The organism is Candidatus Endomicrobiellum trichonymphae (assembly GCF_002355835.1).
GTDB classification, from domain to species: Bacteria; Elusimicrobiota; Endomicrobiia; order Endomicrobiales; family Endomicrobiaceae; genus Endomicrobiellum; species Endomicrobiellum trichonymphae.
On the sequence record NZ_AP017459.1, the window covers coordinates 761223 to 782028 of the forward strand.

Sequence of the window (20806 nt, forward strand, 5' to 3'; positions counted from 1 at the left end):
ATTGACATATAAGACATTCACACTAGACAAACCCGTTTTCCTTTAATATTTCAAGGGAAATATTGTTTGTTTTTTTATTTGTAAACTTCTCTACGTATTTAGCAATAATATCAGTCTCAATATTTATTTTATCACCTTTTTTTTTAAACTGCATGATTGTATTATTAAAAGTCTCAGGTATAATAAAAATTTCAAACCCCGAAACTAATATAGACGAAAGCGTTAAACTTATGCCATCAACCGCAACAGAACCTCTGCTGACACAATACGCGGATATATTTTCCCCGCAAGAACACACAATTCTAAAGAACTGCCTGAGATTTTTTATTTCTTTTATTTCAGCGATCCCGTCAACATGTCCGCTCACTATATGTCCGCCAAGTCTCGAAGACAGTTCTATAGCGCGTTCCAAATTAACTCTTGAATTTTGTTTTAATTTTGAAAGAGTTGTAATCCTATCAGTAACGGGACTGTAATCAGCGACAAAACAGCCTTTATTTACAAAAACAACAGTCAGACATACTCCGTTAACCGAAATACTGTTGCCTTTTGCAATGCCATCAAGTTTTGTTTCAATTTCAACTTTAGAACCCGAAATATTTTTAACCGTACCAATGTCTTCAATTAAACCCGTAAACATTAATTATTCCCTTAGTTTTGTCGTATTAAAGAACTAAGCGGCCGAAAAATACGACCACTCCGAATTATTTAAAAGTTCTCGATTCTGATATTTTGATTTTTCACAACAACATACGGAACCACACGTTATCTAATTTGCCCAGTTATAAGTAAATCCGGACCTATTTTTTTTACTTTCATATTTTTTATACACAATGATTCCGACATTTTCTTTACTCCTGTCCCCCCTACAACGGAAATTGCAGTCCTACCGCCCGTTATTTTTGGAGCAATAAAAAAATATATGTCATCTACTACATCCGAAAATAAGGCTGATGCAATTATTTCACTCCCACCTTCTATTAAAATTCTTTTTATTGAAAGAGAGTCCAATTTTTTGATTATTACACTAAAATCTTTTTTTGCAGCGTCAATATTAACAGGAGATAGAATTATCCCTTCTCTATTCAAATATTTCGGGATATTTGTAATATTTAAATCATAAACAATAACCGTCGGAACACATGCGTCAAATAAATGATGGGATTTTGGGAGTTTTAATTCCGAATCTATGACAACTCTTATCGGATTTTTTAAATTTTTTGAATGTGTCGTAAGAATAGGATTATCTTTAAGAGCCGTATTCATACCTACAAGAACCGCATCATAGCGCGCTCTCATTTTATGTACGAAATTCCTTGATTTTTCTGATGTTATCCATTTTGAATCATATTCATAAGTCGCAATTTTACCATCTAATGTCATTGCTGCCTTTATTGAAACTTTAGGTTTATTTTTTAAATGCTTTAAATAATCTTTAATCAGAATTCTGGATTGTTTTTTTAACAGCCCTTCATGGACTTTAATATTGTTTCTTTCCAATATTTCTCTGCCACCTGAAACATTACTGTCAGGCACTGCATAATAAACTCTCTTTATGCCGGCCTTTATAATTGTAAGAGTGCAAGGAGTCCTCTTGCCGTAACTATTGCATGGCTCAAGCGTAACATACAAGTCCGCACCTTCAGCATTTTTTCCCGCATCTATAATCGCATTTACCTCAGCGTGATTACCGCCGAAACACTGATGCCAACCTCTTCCTACAATCTTATTGTCTTTTACAATTACACAACCCACCAAAGGATTAGTATAAACTCTGCCTTTTCCTTTTTGGGCAAGATCTAATGCAAGTTGCATATATTTGTTGCCATTCATTAAAAAATACCTAAAAAATACTTTAAGGAAAATTGTAAACAAATTGCCTTATCTAAAAAACTTTATTAATTGTATGCATTTTCCCCATAACTGTCAATCGACATAACGAAAAAATGACAAAATTTTCGCCAACATGGGAATTTTGTATAATAAGTACAACTTCTTTTCAAAACAAAAAAAGATTAATTAAAAGGAGTTAAAAAATCACTACTTAAACAAATTATATCGAGCTTACCATCCTCATCCCAAACACAGAAGACATATTTTAGTAAATATCTGTTATAATTATTATAAGATTATCTGACTTATTTTAAAAGCAGACAATAAAATCGCTGATATTTCTGAGAACGCAGACATGGCTAAAATAATTGAATGCCGGTAAAGCAAAACAGTTAAACATTACGACCGGCAGAATCATAAATATAAATGGCGGAGAGAAAATGATTAAAAAACTTAAGTTGAATTTAACGGCTTATATGAAAGTAAAGGTATGAAAAAGCTGAATGTCATGAGAGGCATACTCAACGAGATAAACATACGCGATATGAAAAATGTTAAAATTAACGATAAAGAAACGCAGAGAATCCCTTGAAAGCTTTAAAAAGTGTTGCCTTAAGTGCTTCCAAATTTCGTTGTTCCACAGTAATATATACATCGGCAATGTGAACATGAAGTACAATCCTCTTGTAGTAACTCGCTACTTTAAAAGAGATCTTAGACTTTAGGCGAAAACGTCTCTTAAAAGCCTTTACTTAAACCGTGAAACGATATATAATGGCTGGCATGTTTACAATGATGTGGCTTAGTCTAGCGAGCAACTTATGAATAAGCAAAATCAACAAGAGTTTGCAGAGCTGTATTATATACTCGTAAAAGGTCACGCCATTACACAAACACCTCAAGGTGGAAGGGAAGGACAGAGAAAAGAAAGTGTTGTAGGAGTAAACGACAGTATCAGACGTTTAAACGATAAACAAAAGCAAAAGGATTATGGGTTTTCCGACGGACTTGATACTATCAGGAGTACAGAAGCTACAGATAGGCGAGCAACGCCGTAATCCATAAGATGGTTGGAGCGGTTTACGACGGCATATATAAAAGCTCTTATATGAATTATCTGGAACAAAGTTATAAAAAAAGAAAAGAGGATAATAAGTAAAATTAACTACGAGGAATTCTGTAAAAATCCAGAATAGAGAGCTGAGGCAAAAAAAGGAAAGTGCAGAAAAAAGGCGAAGAGAGCATACTTCAACAGATAAAATTTTGATGTGATTGTCTTAGAAAAGCTTTTGAACGTCTGTCTAAAATAAATGAAGAAGTCATTTTACAATATCTCATAGTGAGGAGCAGAAGTCTAGGAAAAGAGGCTACTTAAAAGGTATCAACTCCATAAGCACTGTAGCACTATAAAAAAACTGATAGATTGTCTTATACTAAATCTCCGATTAGTTTTTTAGAACTTTAAAATATCTTTGAACTATATAAAGTTAAGCCTAATACCTCACTAAATTATGTATCTGTAGCAGGCAATAGCCCCCGGTACAGGATGACGTAAAATGAAAAAAACAGGTTGCGGAGACATAATGGGGTACAGGAGGATAAATGAAAGACCCAGCAAAATATTTAGTAAGATATTGTAGCGATTTAGAATTATCTGTGACGTTATTATATCTTTCTGCGATGTAATATCTGACAATATTGGCTGGGACGGGACTCTTACGGACCCGAAGCTGACGTTTCAACAGGTTTTAAGAAAAATTATCCGCATAGCGCGGACAAAACACAAAAAGGAGAGTAGAATGAAAAAAGGTATTTTGGCATTTGTTGTAAGCGTATTCGTATTGTCGTTTGTTAGTTGCGATAAGACGAGCAAGCTGTGTGGTACTGAGAACGAAGTAAAAGCTGAAGAAGCTAAAAATAAAGAATATGATGCTAATAAGAAGTTATTTTTAAACAAAGAATTTGGACTTCTTGAAGAAAAGACAGTCCCTTCAGCGGACTTGGAAAAATGGTTTAAAGAAGAGTACGGCATAGAGTACAGCGACATAAAAGTTAAGACGAACGTAGAGCAAAAAGCAAAAGCCGATTACATTGCAACTGTTAAAGAAAAAGAACAAAAGAAGCAAAAGTAAAGTAATTAGGCTTGACTTTTTGTAAATTGTATGTTAAAATCTGTGTGCGTATAATGTATACGCACACAGAAAATCGATTAATTTAATTATGCCATGGTTTCAGAATTCCGTACACAGCTAGGACAGGAAAAGGACAAAAGTATAAGTTTATTTTTCAAAAGTAAATTCAAAATCCCCGATTCTCACGGTATCACCCGGTCTGGCACCCATTTTTTTAAGTTCAATTTCAAGACCCATTTTTTTAAGTATATTATGATAGCGTCTTAGCGACTCTTCTTCGTCAAATTTTGTCACTTCCGTAAGCGTCTCAACTTTAGCACCTGTCGCCACAAAAATACCGTTTTTAATACTAATTTTAAATTCAGGTTCATAAATATATTTTTTTACATGCAATGGCTCTACTTCCTCTTCAGTACTAAAAGCAACCGGCTTTTCAAGCATTCTTAGCATTTCTTTAAGCAATGCATCAATGCCATAACCTGTCGCCGCAGAAGTTTCAAACAATTTCTTAGTCTTTAAATGCTTCTTAAAATTTTTAATTTGCTCTAGAGAAACCGCCGAATCAATTTTGTTTAAAACTATTATAACGTGTTTTTTTGCAAGGTGTTTTGAATATTTTTTCAATTCGTTATTAATTATTTTATAATTCTCATAAGGATCTCTGCCGTCAAAACCGTTTACATCTATTACATGTATAAGAACTTTTGTACGCCTTATATGTCTTAAAAACTCAAAGCCAAGCCCTATTCCTTTATAAGCACCCTCAATTATACCGGGAATATCAGCAGCGGTAAAGTGTTTGCCTTTATAGTTAACAACGCCTAAATTAGGAGCTAATGTCGTAAAAGGATAATCTGCAATTTTAGGTTTTGCTGCCGAAATTTGTGATAAAAGAGTAGATTTTCCAGCATTTGGAAGACCTAAAAGTCCTACGTCTGCAATTAAGCGGAGTTCAAGATTTACTTCTGCGGTTTCTCCCGGAGCACCTTTTTCGGCAATCCTGGGAACCGTGTGCCTTCCCGTTTTAAAAGAAGCGTTACCTCTGCCGCCTCTGCCACCTTTAACAATCAAAATTCTTTCTCCCACCGTTTTTAAATCCGCAAAAAATTCTCCGTTTTTAAAAATCAGAGTTCCCAAAGGAATTTTTATTATTAAGTCTTCACCGTATCTGCCAGACTTGTCACCCGACGAACCTTTTTGTCCATCTTCTGCTTTAAATTTAGGTCTGTAGGATAAATCTAAAAGAGTTGTTTTGTGCTGATCGCTTTCAAAATAGATATCGCCGCCATTACCACCATTACCGCCGTCCGGTCCGCCGTAAGGAACATACTTTTCTCTTCTAAAAGAAATGCAACCGTCACCACCGCGTCCGGCTGCAAGATAAGTATTGACTTTATCTATAAACATTTATTAAACCGTATCTTTGGTTTTTAGCATTCAATATTTACATAACATCTATCGCCGGACTTTCTGATAAATTTAACCGTCCCTGTGACTTTTGCAAAAATAGTGTTGTCTTTTCCCATTCCTGCATTTACTCCTGGATGATATTTTGTTCCTCTTTGGCGGACTATAATTGCACCTGCAGAAGCTTTCTGATCTCCGTATATTTTTACGCCCAGTCTTTGACCATTTGAATCACGCCCATTGGTAGATGAACCCTGAGCTTTGACATGTGCCATTTTACTGTCTCCTTATAAATTTGCTTAAGTTAAGTATTGATTCCCGTAATCTCCAACTCTGTTACGTATTGACGATGTCCCTGAAGTTTTTTATATCCTTTTTTCGGCTTTCTTTTAAATACCAAAACTTTAGGACCTCTTTTCTGCGAGACAACTTTAGCTACTACTCTTGCGCTTTCAATTATTGGTTTTCCTACTGTCAGTTTTTCGCCGTCGGCAAGTAAAAGAACCTCTCTGAGAATAACTTCCTGACCCGCTTCGACTCCTTTGAGTTTCTCTACTACTAAACTGACGCCTTTTTCCACTTTGTACTGCTTTCCACCTGTTTTAATAATTGCATACATTTGACATACTCCTCCATAATTTGTACAATTTATAAAAATCAAAAAGATTTGTCAAATTAAAGCACGGGCGAACAGTGCTTTTTTTGCAATAGCGGGGGAACAAATGTATATTTCAAAAAGAGTGCTGTCAATTAAGCCGTCTCCGACACTGGCAATAGACGCAAAAGCAAAAGCACTTAAACAGCAGGGAATCGACGTTATAAATTTCGGCGTAGGCGAACCTGACTTTGATACGCCTGTAAATATAAAAGAAGCGGCAATTATCGCAATAAATGCTGGTTTTACAAAATACTGTCCCGTCGCGGGGACTCCAGAATTAAAAAATGCAATCATAAATAAATTTAAAAGAGACAACGGACTCACATACACTCCTGAGGGAATTATAGTTTCAAGCGGTGCAAAACATTCTCTTTACAATCTTTTTCAATCAACAATCGACGATGGCGACGAAGTTATAATCCCCGCTCCTTACTGGGTTTCTTATACCGATATGGTTATTCTTGCAGGCGGAAAACCCGTAATAATTCATACAAGCGATAAAACCAATTTCAAAGCAACTCCGGAAAACATAGAAAAAGCTTTGACATCTAAAACAAAAGCAATTATAGTCAACTCTCCGTCAAACCCTACGGGCGTTACATATACCGCTGAAGAACTTAAAGCAATCGCACAAGTATGCGTAAAAAATAAAATTCTTATAATTTCGGATGACATATATGAAAAACTTATATACGACGATTTCAAATTTACGTCTATTGCAGAAGTCTCTCCGGAAGCAAAAGAATTCAGCATCGTAGTAAACGGAGTTTCAAAAGCCTATTCAATGACAGGCTGGAGAATAGGTTATGCGGCTGGACCCAAAAATATTATTTCAGCAATGACAAAAGTACAAAGCCAGTCAACTTCAAACGCTTCGTCAATCTCAATCAAAGCTGCTTTAGAAGCACTAAATGGCACGCAGAAATATGTTGAATCTATGAAAAAGGAATTTGAAAAAAGAAGAAATTATATTGTTGAAAAACTCAATGCAATAAAAGACATCGATTGCAGAAAACCTGAAGGCGCGTTTTATGTTTTCCCAAACATCAAAGCCTTTTTAGGAAAAACTTTTAATGGTAAAGTTATAAACACAGATATCGAACTCGCAGATTATTTGCTCGACTGTGCTAAAATCGCAGTTATTCCGGGTTCAGCTTTTGGAGCGGAAGGATATATAAGACTTTCTTATGCGACTTCTGTTGAAAACATTAAAACCGGTATTGAAAGATTAGAAACAGCTCTAAAAGGGTAACTTTCTTTCACTCAAGACGATAATATCTGTCGCATACAAAGAAAGTAAGAAACGGAAGAAGCAGGTTTTTTTACCTGTTGCAGTTTTTTATTTTCTAAAATTCGCTTATTAAAAATTCCGTCTGAGTTTTATCTTTCATATTTTTCATCAAAAATTTACCGTATTCAAATTCAGTTCTGGCAAAAATTATCGTTTTAACGGCTTTTATCTTATCTGCAAACTTAAGCTGGCTTGTCAAACTTTTACCATTTATGGGGCCGAAAACAGAAATATTTTTATTGCCTTTCAGTCCATTTCTCATCGCTTTTACAGCAAAAGAAAAAGCTTCGCTAAAAAGTTCCTGATCAGCAACAGCTATAAAAATTTTCTCTGATTCCTGAAAACTGCCGAAAAATCCTGTTTTCTGTACGGCGAGCAAAACTCTCTCAGAACCTAAAGCAAATCCAACCGCGGGAGTGTCCTGCCCCCCAAGTTCTCCGACAAGATTATCATATCTTCCTCCTGCAGCGAGAGCACACTGCGAGCCAACAGCATCCGATCGGATTTCAAAAACAGTTTTTGTATAGTAATCCAGTCCTCTCACAAGTCTCTCGTCCACAGTATAATTGTATCCAACGCTTTTAAGCAGAGACTGCGTTAAATTAAAATTATCCTTACAGCAATTGCATAAATAATCCGACATTCTAGGCACTGCAGTAAACTTATTCGAATCCGTTTTACAGTCAAGAATTCTCAAAGGATTTTTTTCAAGCCTTCTCAAGCAATCTTCGCACAAGTCCCGCACAGAACCTAAATATTTGACTAATGTTTCTCTAAAAAAAGGTCTGCATTTTTCACAGCCCAAAGAATTTATATATATGTTCATTTCATTTATGCCAACAGAAGAAAGCAAATGCTGTGCAAGTATGATAATTTCAGCATCTGCGGCAGGAGACGAACTGCCGAAAAACTCAGCACCTATCTGATGAAACTGCCTGTACCTTCCTGCCTGCGGTCTTTCATACCGAAACATTTCTCCCATATAAAAAAATCTGCCAGCAGGCATTGAAACATCCATCCTGTGCTCGATAAAAGCTCTTACCAGAGAAGCCGTCCCTTCGGGACGCAATGCAAGTTTTCTCTTCTTTCTGTCTTCAAAAATATACATCTCTTTTTCCACAATATCGGTTGTCTGTCCTATTGAGCGCATAAAAAGAGCGGCGTCCTCAAACACCGGAGTTCTCACCTCTTCAAAGCCGTGCCTTTTAAAAATCACTTTTGCTTTCTGTTCCAGCCAACTCATACCCGAGGCATTTATTCCAAAAATATCGTGCGTACCGCGTGGAGCTTTATAATTCATTTTTAACTTCCTTTATTTATTCATTAAGCTTTATCTTCTTATTATTTCTCATATTTATTACTCCGACAGAAATGACAAACTGAAACGCCTGTTCCACCGTATAATCGGTATAAACTACTTCTTCTTCTTTAAATAACAGCAAAAAACCCGTCGTAGGATTAGGTGTAGTCGGCATAAAAGCACAGAGATGTTTTTCTCCTTTAACCGACTGCTCGCCAGTTAAAAAAGCAACGCTGTAAACTCCTTTACTCGGATAAGGCACAAAAATAATCTTTTTAAATTTTTCCACGTTGTCGTTGCCGAATATAAAATTTATAAATTGTTTTGCCGCGGAATGAACTTTTCCAAAAACAGGCAGTTTTTTAATAAACTTTTCTGCTGAATTTAAAGCACTTTTCCCGAAAACCCTGTTTGTAATAAGTCCTAGAACAATTATGCTTATAATTGAAATAAAAAAACTCGAAATTCTTGCTATGATATGCACCCAATATGTATCAACGACAAAGTAATTTACAACGGGAAAAGCAAAACTACTTACCCATTTAAAAAGAATTTTCATTATAGAAAACGTTAGCCATAACGGAATGACAACGACTAAACCTGTCATCACATACTTTTTAATTAAAACGCCGATTTTTTCTTTTAAAGTTTTTTTTTTCTGTTTTTCATTTTCCATAAATAAAATCCCTGCCTATTTTTAAAAGTTCATTGAGTTTTACCTGTGAATCAGATTACGCCTATATTCTTACTAGAGGTTCTGTCCCCGAGAGTCTGAAGCCTATCCACGTACTGTCGTCTAAAATAAATTTATGTCCATCGATGGTTATGCTTTTTTGAACTTTCATACCGGCAATACTTTTCGGATGCTTTGTTTCCAAAGTGCTTCTGGAAATATTCATAATCTCTGACGACAAACAAAAATCAAGTCTTGAAGTTAAAGTTTCGCCAACTAGCTTTTTAATATCTTTAAGCAAACTCGCTACAGATTTCTTGCTCATCGCAGTGGCTTCTGCCCTCAAAAGACATGCAAGAATTCCGTCTTTTTCAGACACATGCCCTCTTATTGTAAGACCTCCAGATTCTTCACCTCCGATTAAAAATTTGTCGGGATTATTCATCATAACTTCTCCGATATATTTAAATCCCACCGGTGTCAGCACAACTTCAAACGCCTATTTTTGCGGCAAAATTGTCCAAAAAATGGCTTGTCATAACGCTTCTTACTGTAATTCCAGTCCAGCCGCTTTGTTCTATTTAAATTATACAAAAGAATTAGGTATAACCTGATTGGAGTTATAAAAGTTCCGTCAGAGTCTATGACTCCAAATCTGTCAGCATCAGCATCCGCAGAAAGCCCAAGACTATACGCGATTCCTTTTTATTCCCGACTTCAAAGGAACGGATTTTACATCCTTGCTTTAGTATTTCTCTATCCTTTTTGTGGTTTCAGAAAGAGCGACCATCCCACGCGAGAGAACATTTTAATCCGTTCCCAGCCAAAATATCCGCGGCAGTTTTCGCAAAATCTTCAGACATAAATCTCGTATCATGTCCTATAATGACAGAAGCTTTTTTATACTCTATCTTTAAGAAGATTCGCAATAGCCTGAGTAACAATAGCGACATTGAGGTAAGTAAATTCTTCCGCAATAATCCCTCTCCAACCTGACGTTCCAAATTTAATCATACTTACCTTCTATAACTGCAATTCTGAACAAACTCATTTTGAAATGCCTGACATTTTTCATTCTGCATAAGAAAAAAGGCAAAAAAACGATCCAGTTAGCTCTATTTCGTTCTTTCACTTTTTCAGCACTATTTCACCAATTCTGCCGCTGCTGACTTGTTTTCAGTCTTAGAACACAATAAAAAAGCCAATAATTTATGAGAAAGTTTACTAAACTTGGCACTTAAAAGCAAAAAATGACAATTCCGAATTGAATTAACAACGATGGCAAAATCTAACCGCGGCGCATCCTATCGATTTCTAGCTTGTTTTAAAACACACAATTTTGACACAGCTTCCATTTTAAAATATAATTATTAATAGCTATGAAACGCAAGAAGCCAAAAAAAAAATCTTTTTTGAGTTTTCTCACAATTGCACTCATTGTCGCTGTTTTGGTAATTGCAGTGAGCAAAATTACGGCAAATTTTATAGATAATCTGCCGTCCATAAAACAGCTTGAAAATTACACTCCCAACTTATCAACCAAAATTTACGACAAAGACAACAATCTTATAGCCGAACTTTTCACCGAAAGACGCATTTTTATACCGATAAATAAAATACCTGTCAATCTCCAAAATGCTTTCATAGCCATTGAAGATAAAGATTTTTTCAAGCACTGGGGAATTTCTATAAAAGGAATTATGCGCGCTTTCTCAAGGATACTGCTGAAAATGAAAATTGCAGAAGGTGGTTCGACAATAACGCAGCAGCTTGCAAAAACTATATTCTTAACCCGCGACAAAACTTTAATCAGAAAAATAAAAGAAGCTATTCTAACTATACAGCTTGAGAAAAATTATTCAAAAGACGAAATTCTGCAACTTTATATAAACCAGATATATTTCGGCTGCGGAGCTTATGGAGTCCAGACAGCGGCAAGAATATATTTTAACAAAAACGCCCAGGATTTAAATCTTGCCGAATGTGCAACACTTGCCGCAATCCCGAAATCTCCCAATTATTATAATCCTTTTAACAATGCAAAAGCTTCTCTTGCAAGAAGAAATCTCGTTTTATTAAGATTGAGAGAGTTAGGTTATATTACAAAAGAGAAAGAAGAAGAAGCTCTCGCGGTTGCACTGCCGACAAAAGAAACTGCGCTGAAAGAAAATATGGGACATTACCTTCTGGAATTCTTAAGAATAATGCTTGAACCGAAATACGGGACAAACGTTTTATTTAAAGGCGGACTTTCAATTTATACAACAATCGATATGAAAGCACAGGTAGGCGCCGAAAAAGCAATTGAAGAAGCGCTGGCAAATTTTGATAAAAACAAATTAAAAGTTTTTGAAAAATCAAGGCAAAAACCTGTAAAAGTACAGGGCGCGCTAATAGCTATAGATCCAAAAAACGGCGCAATAAGAGCAATGGTTGGTGGACGCAACTTCAGAGAATCCCAGTTTAACAGAGCAATTCAGGCAAAACGACAACCCGGCTCTGCTTTTAAACCTTTTATATATCTTGCAGCAATTGAAAAAGGACTTACGCCCGCAACACTTCTCAACGACGAACCTATGGTTTTTGTATATAAGGGTAAGGGAAATTCGTGGGATTTGGTTTCAAGAGATATAACAACACTTGAAACTATCGCAGAAACCGTATCCGAAAAAGACTTAATCAATACAAATAAAATTTGGACGCCTACAAACTACGACAAAAAATACAGAGGTCCCGTAATTTTAAAAACGGCACTTGCTTCATCTATCAACATATGCGCCATTGAAACAATTATGCAGATAACTCCACTAAAAGTTATACAGTCTGCAAAAAATTTAGGCATAACAACACCGCTTGCAAATTCTTTTTCTCTCGCTTTGGGATCAAGCGACACAACGTTACAGGAAATGGTTTCGGCTTTTGCAGTTTTTGCTTCCGGTGGCATCAAAACCACTCCTTATATTATAACAAAAATAACCGACAGAGATGGGAAAATTTTAGAGCAGAATATTCCGCAACAAAAAGAAGTCCTTTCTTCTCAGGACTGTTTTATTATCACCAATATGCTTAAGACTGTCGTAGAAAAAGGAAGCGGCTGGAATGCAAAAAACTTAGGAAGACCATGCGCTGGAAAAACCGGAACAACAAACGATTCAAGCGACGCATGGTTTATAGGATATACTCCGCAACTTGCCGCCGGAGTATGGGTAGGCTATGATGACCACTCAATATCGCTAGGCGAAAAAGTTACCGGAGGAATAATCGCATGCCCGATATGGACGCAGTTTATGAAAGAAGCTCTCGACGGGGAACTAGTGTTAGACTTTATGCAGCCCGAAAATATTGAATGGGCTTTAATCGATCCTTTAACAGGACTTCTAGCATTAAGCAAAACATCTGGCGCCTCTTTAGAAGCGTTTGTAAAAGGAACTGTGCCGACAAAATACTGAAAACAGATTTCAGGCTATCAAAAACAGTATATAAATACAGAAGAAGAAAAAGAAGGATTTTAACTATTCAAATATAAAATTTTATATTCTTCGCGTAATAGTTCTGTACTTGCTTCTATATCAAATTCAACGCCGAACAATTCTTCAAGTCTTGCTTTTTTCTTCATGAAATATTCAATGACATCAATATTTAATTTTATTTTTATTCTACCGTCATAACCGTCAATTTTCAACTGTTTTATTTCATCACAAACATTAATAAAAATAGACTCTTTTGAAAGAACAAAACTCAGTCCGTGACACACAGGACAAATATCACCGAGAATAGAAAACAACGACTTTCTTTTTCTCTCTCTCGTCATCTCTATAAGACCAAGCCTAGTTATAGGCCATATTTCTATTTTAGCTTTATCAACTTTCGTAGCTTTGCGAAGCGTTTCTAAAACTTTACGCCTGTTCGAAGCTTTTTTCATATCTATAAAATCAATAACAATTATACCCCCTATATTTCTAAGTCTTAACTGTCTTGCAATTTCTTCGGCGGCTTCAAGATTCGTAATAACCGCCGTATCTTCCTGTGTAGATTTCGCTGTAAACTTTCCGCTGTTAACATCTATAGCACACAGGGACTCTGCTTCCTGTATTATAAGATAACCGCCAGAACTAAGCCATACTTTGTTGGAACACAATCTTTTTATTTCCTCTTCGATACCATACTTTTTAAATATTGGAGTCCTATCGTCGTAAAAAACAATCCTGTCAAGGAATTCAGGCAATACTATTTCAACAAAATCCGTAACATCTTTGAGTTCTTTTTGCGAATCTATACGCATAAATATGACATCGTCAGAAAAATAATCTATTACGGTCTGAAAAACAAGTCCCAAGTCTTTATGTATAAGACTCATCGGCTTAGCATCGTCAAATCTTTCTGTTATGGATGTCCAGAGTCTTATTAAATATTTTATTTCATTTTTAATTTCCGCTTTTGTAGCTTTTTCAGCTTTAGTCCTTATTATTATGCCACCGGAAATATCTTTTTTAAGCTCCGCAGTCATACTTTTTAATCTGTTGTATTCATGTTTATCTTTAATATTCTTTGATACGCCTATATTATTGCTGAAAGGCATATACACTAAAAGCCTGCCCGTAAGGGAAATAGCCATTGTTACTTTAGCACCTTTGTTATGTATCGGTTCTTTATAAACCTGAACCATAATGTTCTGTCCGGCTTTAATCATATTTTTTTTACTGCGATGCTCTTTCAATGTATCGCAAACATCAAGATAGGCACCTCTACCAAAACCTATGTCCACAAATAATGAATTAAGCGCAGGCACAATATTTTTCACTCTGCCTTTATAAATATTGTTTAATATTTTTTCAGATTCTCTTCTTTCAATAAATAAATTAAAAAGTTTGCCGTTGTCAAGTATGGCAACTCTTGATTCTTCAAACGTTCTATTAACTATTATTTCTTTTTTCACTGTTTTCTCCGTCTGGATGTTTAGCGTATTTTTAAGCATATATAATCTTAGATTGTTTTATTTTTATTCCGACTTATTATTTTTTCATTATACAATATACTCATACTTTTTCTTGAGAATTCTATCCTAATATCTGATAACCGTTTCAAAACAATAGAGCAAGTAGCATTTTATATTAAATAGAATTCAGCGTACAACACACCAAGATAGGAAATTTATGCCATCAACACATGGGCTGCAAGTGTGAGAGTAAAAATATTTTGATATTTTTGTTTGAGATGAAAGTATGTCAAAGAATACAACGGAAAACAGAAAACTAAAAAAGATTTGATTTTTATTTTGAGAATTTTTCCTCAAAAAAGCTTGACAAAAAAATTAAATAATAGATTTTATATATTATCTCTCTTACCTGCATTTTTTTCTCTCTTTCGCATTTTACTCTAAATTTGCCGTATATACGGTTTATCTATTTATTTTTCTCATACTCATTCACTTTAAACAAAAAAGTGGGCGGAGAGGGAATTGAACCCTCACGACTCTTGCGAGTCTCAGGATTTTAAGTCCTGTGCGTCTGCCAGTTCCGCCATCCGCCCAACAATTAAGATTAGTCTTTTAAAAAATTGTACTACAAACAACAGATCGGAAGCAAGTCAAAATATTAAAGACATCAGAATATTCATCATCGACAGAAACTATAAAACGGCAACCTTTTAAGAATTTTTATCAAAAACTTTTTATCTGTACTTCACTTTTGCCGTTAACATAAGCCTAAGAAATACAGCTTGGCAAAAGACAAAATCTCTTTAAACCATTTTGAATGCTGAAATGTTTATCAGGAAATTCTCGTTCTTTTTTTCTTATGTTTTCAGCTTAAAGTCTGTTTACAATATGCGCAGGTATGCGTTAACAGACTTTGCACTTGGTCACTTCATCAGCATAATTGATTTGAAAATTGGAAATCGCTGAAGCTAACATTTCTTCTTCTTTTTTTGTTAAATTGCCTTTAGTCTTATCTCGAAGCATGAGAAGCATATCAATCGTTATCTGCGCACCTTTCAAATCTTTCTTTATTTTACCTTCAACCGGATCCTGAATTTTGCCAAGCTGACACCATGCTGAAGAAGCAAGCATCGTTATAAGATTAAAAAAATACTGATTAACATCTGAAACTTCCTTTTTTGACATTTTTACACTCCTTTTGGGTTTGCCAACAAAAAAATCAAGCGTATGGTAGAAAGTAAAGCTTTAACGCCGTAATCTACCCTTCAAACACTAAGACGGCAGCATTATTTTTTGATATTTCTTTCTATAAATCCGCCGAGAATTTTTCAAAACACACAACTAAAAAGATCATAAAAAATCAGGTTGATTCTTCGTCAAGCTATTCCAAGATTAATATAATGTTTTTACCGTGAAAAGCTACCAGCTTATCAACCATAGACTACCCTCTTTCATCTGCAATATTTCCTAAAATTTCATGCAACAGAATATATCGTTCCGATCTTCCTAAAACGTCAATTTTTAACGGGAGGACTTCAAAACATCTTTAATTCCTATCGCCCAAAAATTAATTACTAATTACTTAGGATTCACGCCATAAAACAAATCGGGCAATTACTGTGTACTCTCTCAGCTTTGTAGTCTGCCGCTTCAAAGTATGATACTGCTTTTTCAGTTTTTTCCGGTAGAAGTATCGCGGCTTTCGTAAAAACAATTAAAAAATAACAAGACGCTTGTATTTTAAAACAGAAACATCTCCGACTTTTTAATTAAGAATTCCGTCTGCTTTACGAAACGGCAGTAGAATACCGGCTGGATTTATTCATAAGACATAATATTACATGACTATTTCTGAAAAAATTTATTTATCGCAACATTTATTCTTCTAACTACATCTTCTTTCCCCATAACTTCCATCATTTGGAATAAACCCGGACCCTGCATTCTTCCGGAGATTGCAACTCTTATAGGGTGAAACACCTGCCCGGTTTTAATATTTTTTTCCGCAGCTAAATTTCTTGCATACTGTTCTAAAGATATAGCTGAAAAATCCAGTTGATTCGGCAGTCTCGCCGCACTTTCGATTAAAACAAGTTTTGCAATATCTTTTGATTTCTCGGAAAGCAATGTTTTCTTCACTGCTTCTTCTTTGTAGTCCACGTTTTTTGTAAAAAAGAAATCAACAAGAGAGGGAATATCTTTCAACAACTTTATTTTATCGTGTTCTAAAATCAAAGCTTTTTTTAACAACTCAACATCCCAAGTCTCTGTCAATTTTTCATTACCCGTATATTTCAGCCAATCAATAAACAATTCGTATACCTGCTGAGGCGTTTTTGAGCGGATTTTTTCGCCATTAAGCCACAGCAACTTTGCCGGATCAAAAATAGATGGACTTATCCCGCATCTTTCTACAGAAAATTTCTGTTTTAACTCCTCAATCGTAAAAATCTGCTGACTGTCCTCCGTAGACCATCCGAGCAATGCAAGATAATTTATCAATGCTTCCCGCAAATATCCTTCTTTTCTATATTCTAAAACAGATGTATGTCCGTGCCTTTTTGAAAGTCTTGCGCCGCCGGCGCCCAAAATCATAGACATATGCGCAAATTCTGGCATTTTCCAACCCAAAGCATTATAAATATGCATCTGCCGAGGGGCATTTGAAATGTGGTCGTCACCTCTTAAAACATGAGTTATTTCCATAAGATAATCGTCGACAACGCACGCAAAATTATACGCAGGTACGCCGCTTGCTTTCATTATCACAAAATCGTCAAGCAGAGAATTATCAAATTTAACTCTGCCTCTTATAATATCGTTTAAAACGGTAGTTCCCGATCCGAACATTTTAAATCTTACAACAGCCTTTTTCCCTTCAATTTCTTTTTGTTTTCTTTGTCCGGGCGTAAGATGCCTGCATTTGCCATCATATTTCGGAGGAAGTTTGTCGGCTTTTGCTTTTTTTCTCATAACGTCAATTTCTTCGGGAGTACAATAACAGGGATACGCAAGTTCTTTCGCAACAAGTTCGTCCGCGTATTTCCGGTATATGCCGCGCTCTTTACGTTTCATCTGAGAGTAGGGAGAATATTTCAGATTTTCATTTCCCGGTCCCTCATTCCATTCAAGTTCCAGCCATTTCATAGCATCTAAAATAACTTTTGCGGATTCTCCAGTCGAGCGCGTTTCATCAGTATCTTCAATTCTTAAAATAAACTTTCCACCTTTATTTTTTGCAAAAAGCCAGTTAAACAAAGCCGTACGCACCCCGCCTATATGCAAATCACCAGTTGGAGACGGTGCAAATCTTACTCTTATATCACTCATTTATTTTTCCTTTTCAGTGATAACGTCAAAATGAATTTCCGCACTGTCGTCTCTATACAGCAACAAAACTGAAACACCCGGAAACGACACTCCTCATCATTTCTGTGTTTTTAAAATTTCTTCCCTGACTTTCTGCTTATCTTTTAAACTTTGTTTAAAAACGTTAAGCTCTTCTATAAACTCGTTTAAATATTTTTCAATATTTCTGCTGTTTGTGGCAAAAATCGGCGCCCACATATCCGCACTTGAAACTGCAACTCTCGTCATACTTTTAAAAGACCCTGCCGTAAGCATATCAATCTGCGGATTTTTTCTCCTTGTTTTCTTATAAATTTTATTTAACAAAAAAGCTATAATATGCGGAAAATGGCTTGTAAAAGCGACAAGTTCATCATGCTTTCTTGCAGACATTTTAACTATGTTTGCTCCAGCATCTTTCCACATTCGAGATACAAGCGCATTTTCTGCCGATTGTTTTACCACACTAGTTATAACGACATTTGCATTTTTAAACATATCTGCATCTGACGAAAATATTCCGTTTTTTTCTTTTCCCACCATTGGATGAGATCCAATAAAAGAAACCCCGCCATTTTTTTTTAAAGAATCTCTGATTCCTTTTTCAACAGAGTATTTTACACTTCCAGCATCGGTAATTATTGTATTTTTAGCGACTATCTTTGACAATTGTCCGTATAAAGGCACTATAGTATCAACCGGCGTGCATATAACAACAATATCAGCATCTCTTGCACTCTGCAAAGATAAAGACGTTTCATCTGCAGCTTTAAGCTTAAGAGCAGCATCTAAAGTCCCTTTTCTTCTTCCTATGCCCGTTATATGGTAACAGTTCTTTAAAGATTTGGAGTTTTTCTTTAAAGCTAACCCTAAAGAAGCGCCCATCTGTCCCAATCCCACAATACACACTTTCAGCATCAATCCAACAGCTCCCTTCCAACAGCTTTCGCCACCAGGTCAAGTTCTTTCATCAAATCCTAAACTGCTCAGGCAGCAAACTCTGCGGACCATCTGAAAGCGCTTCCTCCGGACGAGGATGCACCTCTATTATTATCCCATCTGCTCCTACCGCTATACTCGCCTTCGCCATCGTTCCTACATGTTCTCTTATTCCTATCCCGTGCGAAGGATCCAAAACTACAGGCAGATGTGTAAACTTTTTCAGCACAGGCACCGCATTTAAATCCATCGTAAATCTTGTTGAATCCTCAAATGTCCTTATTCCTCTCTCGCACAATATTACATCATAGTTCCCCTGTGAAAGAATATATTCAGCAGACAGCAATAACTCTTTTACTGTCGCTGCCATCCCTCTCTTCAAAAGCACAGGTTTTTTCTGCTTTCCTGCCGCCTTTAACAAATCGTAGTTCTGCATATTCCTTGCGCCTATCTGTATAATATCACAATACTTTGACAATAACTCTACCTGATCCACCGTCATCGCTTCGCTTATCGTAGGCATATGCAGCTTTTCCCCTGCCTCTTCCATATATTTCAATCCTTCCTCTCCCAGCCCCTGAAAAGCATAAGGCGAACTCCTCGGCTTAAACGCTCCCCCTCGGAGTATCGTCCCTCCCGCCTCTTTAACTATCTTTCCGGTATCATTCAGCAAATCCCTGCTCTCTATCGCACACGGACCTGCCATAACATGTATCTTCTTCCCTCCTATATCCACATTCCTGCTCACCTTAATCACCGTATTTTCTCTCTTGAACTCTCTCGATGCAAGTTTATACGGCTTTTGTATTTCATTTACATGTTCAACCACATCCATCGCTTCAAAAACTTCCTTGTATTTCTCCGCACTGTCTCCTATCATCCCTATTATCGTAATATCTTCTCCCTTCGAAACGTGAGGCTTATACCCAAGCCCTTTTACCTTTTCTGTCACCGCTGTTATTTCTTTCTGTTTTGCTCCTTTCCTCAATGTTATTATCATATCCCCTCACCTTTATTGTGTTTTCTTTCTCTTGCCGATTTTTACTTATTCTTACCCCTGCCAAATATCTTCTTTAATTTATCTATAAACAACTCGTTCTCCTCGCTCAACCCAATTGTCACTCTCGCCCAATCCGTAAGCTCGTATTCATCCAGCGCCCTTATTATCACTCCCTCTTTTACAAGCGCATCAAATAATTCTTTCCCTTTATATGGAAATGATTTAAAAAGAATAAAATTCCCAGCCGATTTTATATATTCTATTTTTAGATCCCTGAATTCTTTATATAAGTATTCTTTCCCTTCCTTGACAAGTTTCAGACTTTTAGTAACCTGCTCCTTATCCCCTATTGCCGCTGTCCCTCCTATCTGCGCCAAACGATTAACGTTAAAAGGAGGCCGTGTTCTTTCAATATAATCTACTATCTCCTCGCTCGCAAAACCATAAGCTACTCTCAATCCGGCAAGTCCGTATATCTTTGAAAAAGTCCTAAATATTATCAGATTTGGATTCTCTTTTAAAAAATCAAGCCCGTCGGGATAATCTTCATCTAAAGACGCATATTCAAAATATGCTTCGTCAAGCACAACAATTGGCTTAAGTCCTGCTTTATTTAAAGGAATTTCTTTCAAAAACTTACAAAGTTCCTCTTTAGTATTATATGTCCCGGTAGGATTATTAGGATTTGTCACAAAAATCGCTTTTGTCTTTTCCGTACATGCTTTAGCCATAGCAGTTAAATCATGCTTAAATCCCTCTTTCATCGCAACTACTACCGCTTTTGAACCCATTAATTTTGCCGCCATTTCATACCTTATAAACGAATGTTTCGAAATTACTATCTCTTCTTCCTTATTAAAAAATAATTTAGCTATCAGCTCTATTATCTCATCTCCTCCAGCTCCGATAAAAATATTCCTTATCCCCAATCTGTAATGTTCAGACAAGCCCTTTTTAAGCGCATAGGAATTTGAATCAGGATAATAAAATATCTCTTTTAAATTTTCTTTTATCGCTTCAATCGCTTTCTTTGAAGCTCCCAGCGGATTCTCGTTCGACGCAAGTTTTATAACCGATTTCAGTCCCATTTCTCTTTTTATCGTCTCTATCGGCTTCCCAGCAACATAAGGCTTAAATCCTTCGCACTCTTTTCTAATAAGTTTTGTTATATCCATTATTTACTCTTTTCAATCACTTTCTTTTAACATATCCTTAAAAACGGTCTTCCACTTATTATCCCCTATAATACAAACTGCCTTTCCTTTCTTTGTTGCGTTTTGCAACCTGAA

At 36.0% G+C, this 20806-nt stretch carries 18 protein-coding genes, 1 tRNA gene and 1 pseudogene; 4 read left to right on the plus strand and 16 right to left on the minus strand.

Features of this window, described 5'->3' with window-relative positions:
- Positions 1–22: 22 nt before the first annotated feature.
- Together RSTT_RS03850 and ribD are read right to left on the minus strand one after the other, a co-directional pair.
- Positions 23–640: a riboflavin synthase gene (locus RSTT_RS03850; protein ID WP_096525730.1), complete on the minus strand. Its 618-nt coding sequence runs from the start codon at positions 638–640 to the stop codon at positions 23–25.
- 125 nt (positions 641–765) lie between these two features.
- Positions 766–1833, minus strand: a complete 1068-nt coding sequence (gene ribD, locus RSTT_RS03855; protein ID WP_096525731.1) for a bifunctional diaminohydroxyphosphoribosylaminopyrimidine deaminase/5-amino-6-(5-phosphoribosylamino)uracil reductase RibD — start codon at positions 1831–1833, stop codon at positions 766–768.
- A gap of 821 nt (positions 1834–2654) precedes the next feature.
- Between ribD and RSTT_RS03860 the strand changes: the two genes are divergently transcribed.
- Positions 2655–2891: a hypothetical protein gene (locus tag RSTT_RS03860; RefSeq protein ID WP_096525732.1), complete on the plus strand. Its 237-nt coding sequence runs from the start codon at positions 2655–2657 to the stop codon at positions 2889–2891.
- A gap of 741 nt (positions 2892–3632) precedes the next feature.
- On the plus strand, positions 3633–3965 hold the full coding sequence (locus RSTT_RS03865) for a hypothetical protein (protein WP_096525733.1): 333 nt from the start codon (positions 3633–3635) through the stop codon (positions 3963–3965).
- A gap of 147 nt (positions 3966–4112) precedes the next feature.
- Here the strand turns inward: RSTT_RS03865 and obgE are convergent, their stop codons facing one another.
- The 3 genes from obgE to rplU are packed head-to-tail and all read right to left on the minus strand — an operon-like array spanning position 4113 to position 5991.
- Entirely contained in the window at positions 4113–5372 is a 1260-nt protein-coding gene (gene obgE, locus RSTT_RS03870) for a GTPase ObgE (RefSeq protein WP_096525734.1), read from the minus strand.
- A gap of 23 nt (positions 5373–5395) precedes the next feature.
- Positions 5396–5647: a 50S ribosomal protein L27 gene (gene rpmA, locus RSTT_RS03875; protein WP_015423542.1), complete on the minus strand. Its 252-nt coding sequence runs from the start codon at positions 5645–5647 to the stop codon at positions 5396–5398.
- Positions 5648–5676: 29 nt separating this feature from the next.
- On the minus strand, positions 5677–5991 hold the full coding sequence (rplU, locus tag RSTT_RS03880) for a 50S ribosomal protein L21 (RefSeq protein ID WP_015423543.1): 315 nt from the start codon (positions 5989–5991) through the stop codon (positions 5677–5679).
- A gap of 103 nt (positions 5992–6094) precedes the next feature.
- On the opposite strand from rplU, the gene RSTT_RS03885 reads away from it, so the two are divergent.
- Positions 6095–7282 (plus strand): pyridoxal phosphate-dependent aminotransferase, encoded by a 1188-nt coding sequence (locus RSTT_RS03885; RefSeq protein WP_015423544.1) that lies wholly within the window; start codon positions 6095–6097, stop codon positions 7280–7282.
- A gap of 94 nt (positions 7283–7376) precedes the next feature.
- Here the strand turns inward: RSTT_RS03885 and hisS are convergent, their stop codons facing one another.
- The 4 genes and pseudogenes from hisS to RSTT_RS07085 all read right to left on the minus strand — a co-directional run bounded on the left by hisS (position 7377) and on the right by RSTT_RS07085 (position 10308).
- A complete protein-coding gene (gene hisS, locus RSTT_RS03890; RefSeq protein ID WP_096525735.1) occupies positions 7377–8621 on the minus strand; it encodes a histidine--tRNA ligase in 1245 nt (414 codons plus the stop codon).
- A 16-nt stretch (positions 8622–8637) separates the two neighbouring features.
- Complete coding sequence (locus RSTT_RS03895; protein ID WP_096525736.1) at positions 8638–9297, minus strand: DUF502 domain-containing protein; 660 nt, start codon at positions 9295–9297, stop codon at positions 8638–8640.
- A gap of 61 nt (positions 9298–9358) precedes the next feature.
- Complete coding sequence (locus RSTT_RS03900; protein WP_149030039.1) at positions 9359–9742, minus strand: phosphohexomutase domain-containing protein; 384 nt, start codon at positions 9740–9742, stop codon at positions 9359–9361.
- Between the two features lie 325 nt (positions 9743–10067).
- Positions 10068–10308: pseudogene (locus tag RSTT_RS07085) on the minus strand (hypothetical protein).
- Positions 10309–10673: 365 nt separating this feature from the next.
- Here RSTT_RS07085 and RSTT_RS03910 point away from each other — a divergent pair.
- Positions 10674–12743 carry a penicillin-binding protein 1A gene (locus RSTT_RS03910; protein ID WP_096525738.1) on the plus strand — a complete coding sequence of 690 codons (2070 nt, stop codon included), beginning with the start codon at positions 10674–10676 and terminating at the stop codon, positions 12741–12743.
- A gap of 59 nt (positions 12744–12802) precedes the next feature.
- On the opposite strand, the gene RSTT_RS03915 is transcribed toward RSTT_RS03910, so the two are convergent.
- The 7 genes from RSTT_RS03915 to hisC all read right to left on the minus strand — a co-directional run bounded on the left by RSTT_RS03915 (position 12803) and on the right by hisC (position 20692).
- Complete coding sequence (locus RSTT_RS03915) at positions 12803–14230, minus strand: Rne/Rng family ribonuclease (protein WP_172412857.1); 1428 nt, start codon at positions 14228–14230, stop codon at positions 12803–12805.
- Positions 14231–14737: 507 nt separating this feature from the next.
- Positions 14738–14823: transfer RNA gene (locus RSTT_RS03920), tRNA-Leu, on the minus strand.
- Positions 14824–15133: 310 nt separating this feature from the next.
- Positions 15134–15415: a DUF1844 domain-containing protein gene (locus tag RSTT_RS03925; RefSeq protein ID WP_096525740.1), complete on the minus strand. Its 282-nt coding sequence runs from the start codon at positions 15413–15415 to the stop codon at positions 15134–15136.
- A 660-nt stretch (positions 15416–16075) separates the two neighbouring features.
- Complete coding sequence (gene gltX, locus RSTT_RS03930) at positions 16076–17560, minus strand: glutamate--tRNA ligase (RefSeq protein WP_096525741.1); 1485 nt, start codon at positions 17558–17560, stop codon at positions 16076–16078.
- Between the two features lie 96 nt (positions 17561–17656).
- Positions 17657–18496, minus strand: coding sequence for a prephenate dehydrogenase (locus RSTT_RS03935; protein ID WP_015423551.1), 840 nt, complete (start codon positions 18494–18496; stop codon positions 17657–17659).
- Between the two features lie 52 nt (positions 18497–18548).
- On the minus strand, positions 18549–19517 hold the full coding sequence (gene aroF / locus RSTT_RS03940; RefSeq protein WP_197701985.1) for a 3-deoxy-7-phosphoheptulonate synthase: 969 nt from the start codon (positions 19515–19517) through the stop codon (positions 18549–18551).
- 41 nt (positions 19518–19558) lie between these two features.
- Positions 19559–20692, minus strand: coding sequence for a histidinol-phosphate transaminase (gene hisC / locus RSTT_RS03945; RefSeq protein ID WP_096525742.1), 1134 nt, complete (start codon positions 20690–20692; stop codon positions 19559–19561).
- Positions 20693–20806 lie beyond the last annotated feature (114 nt).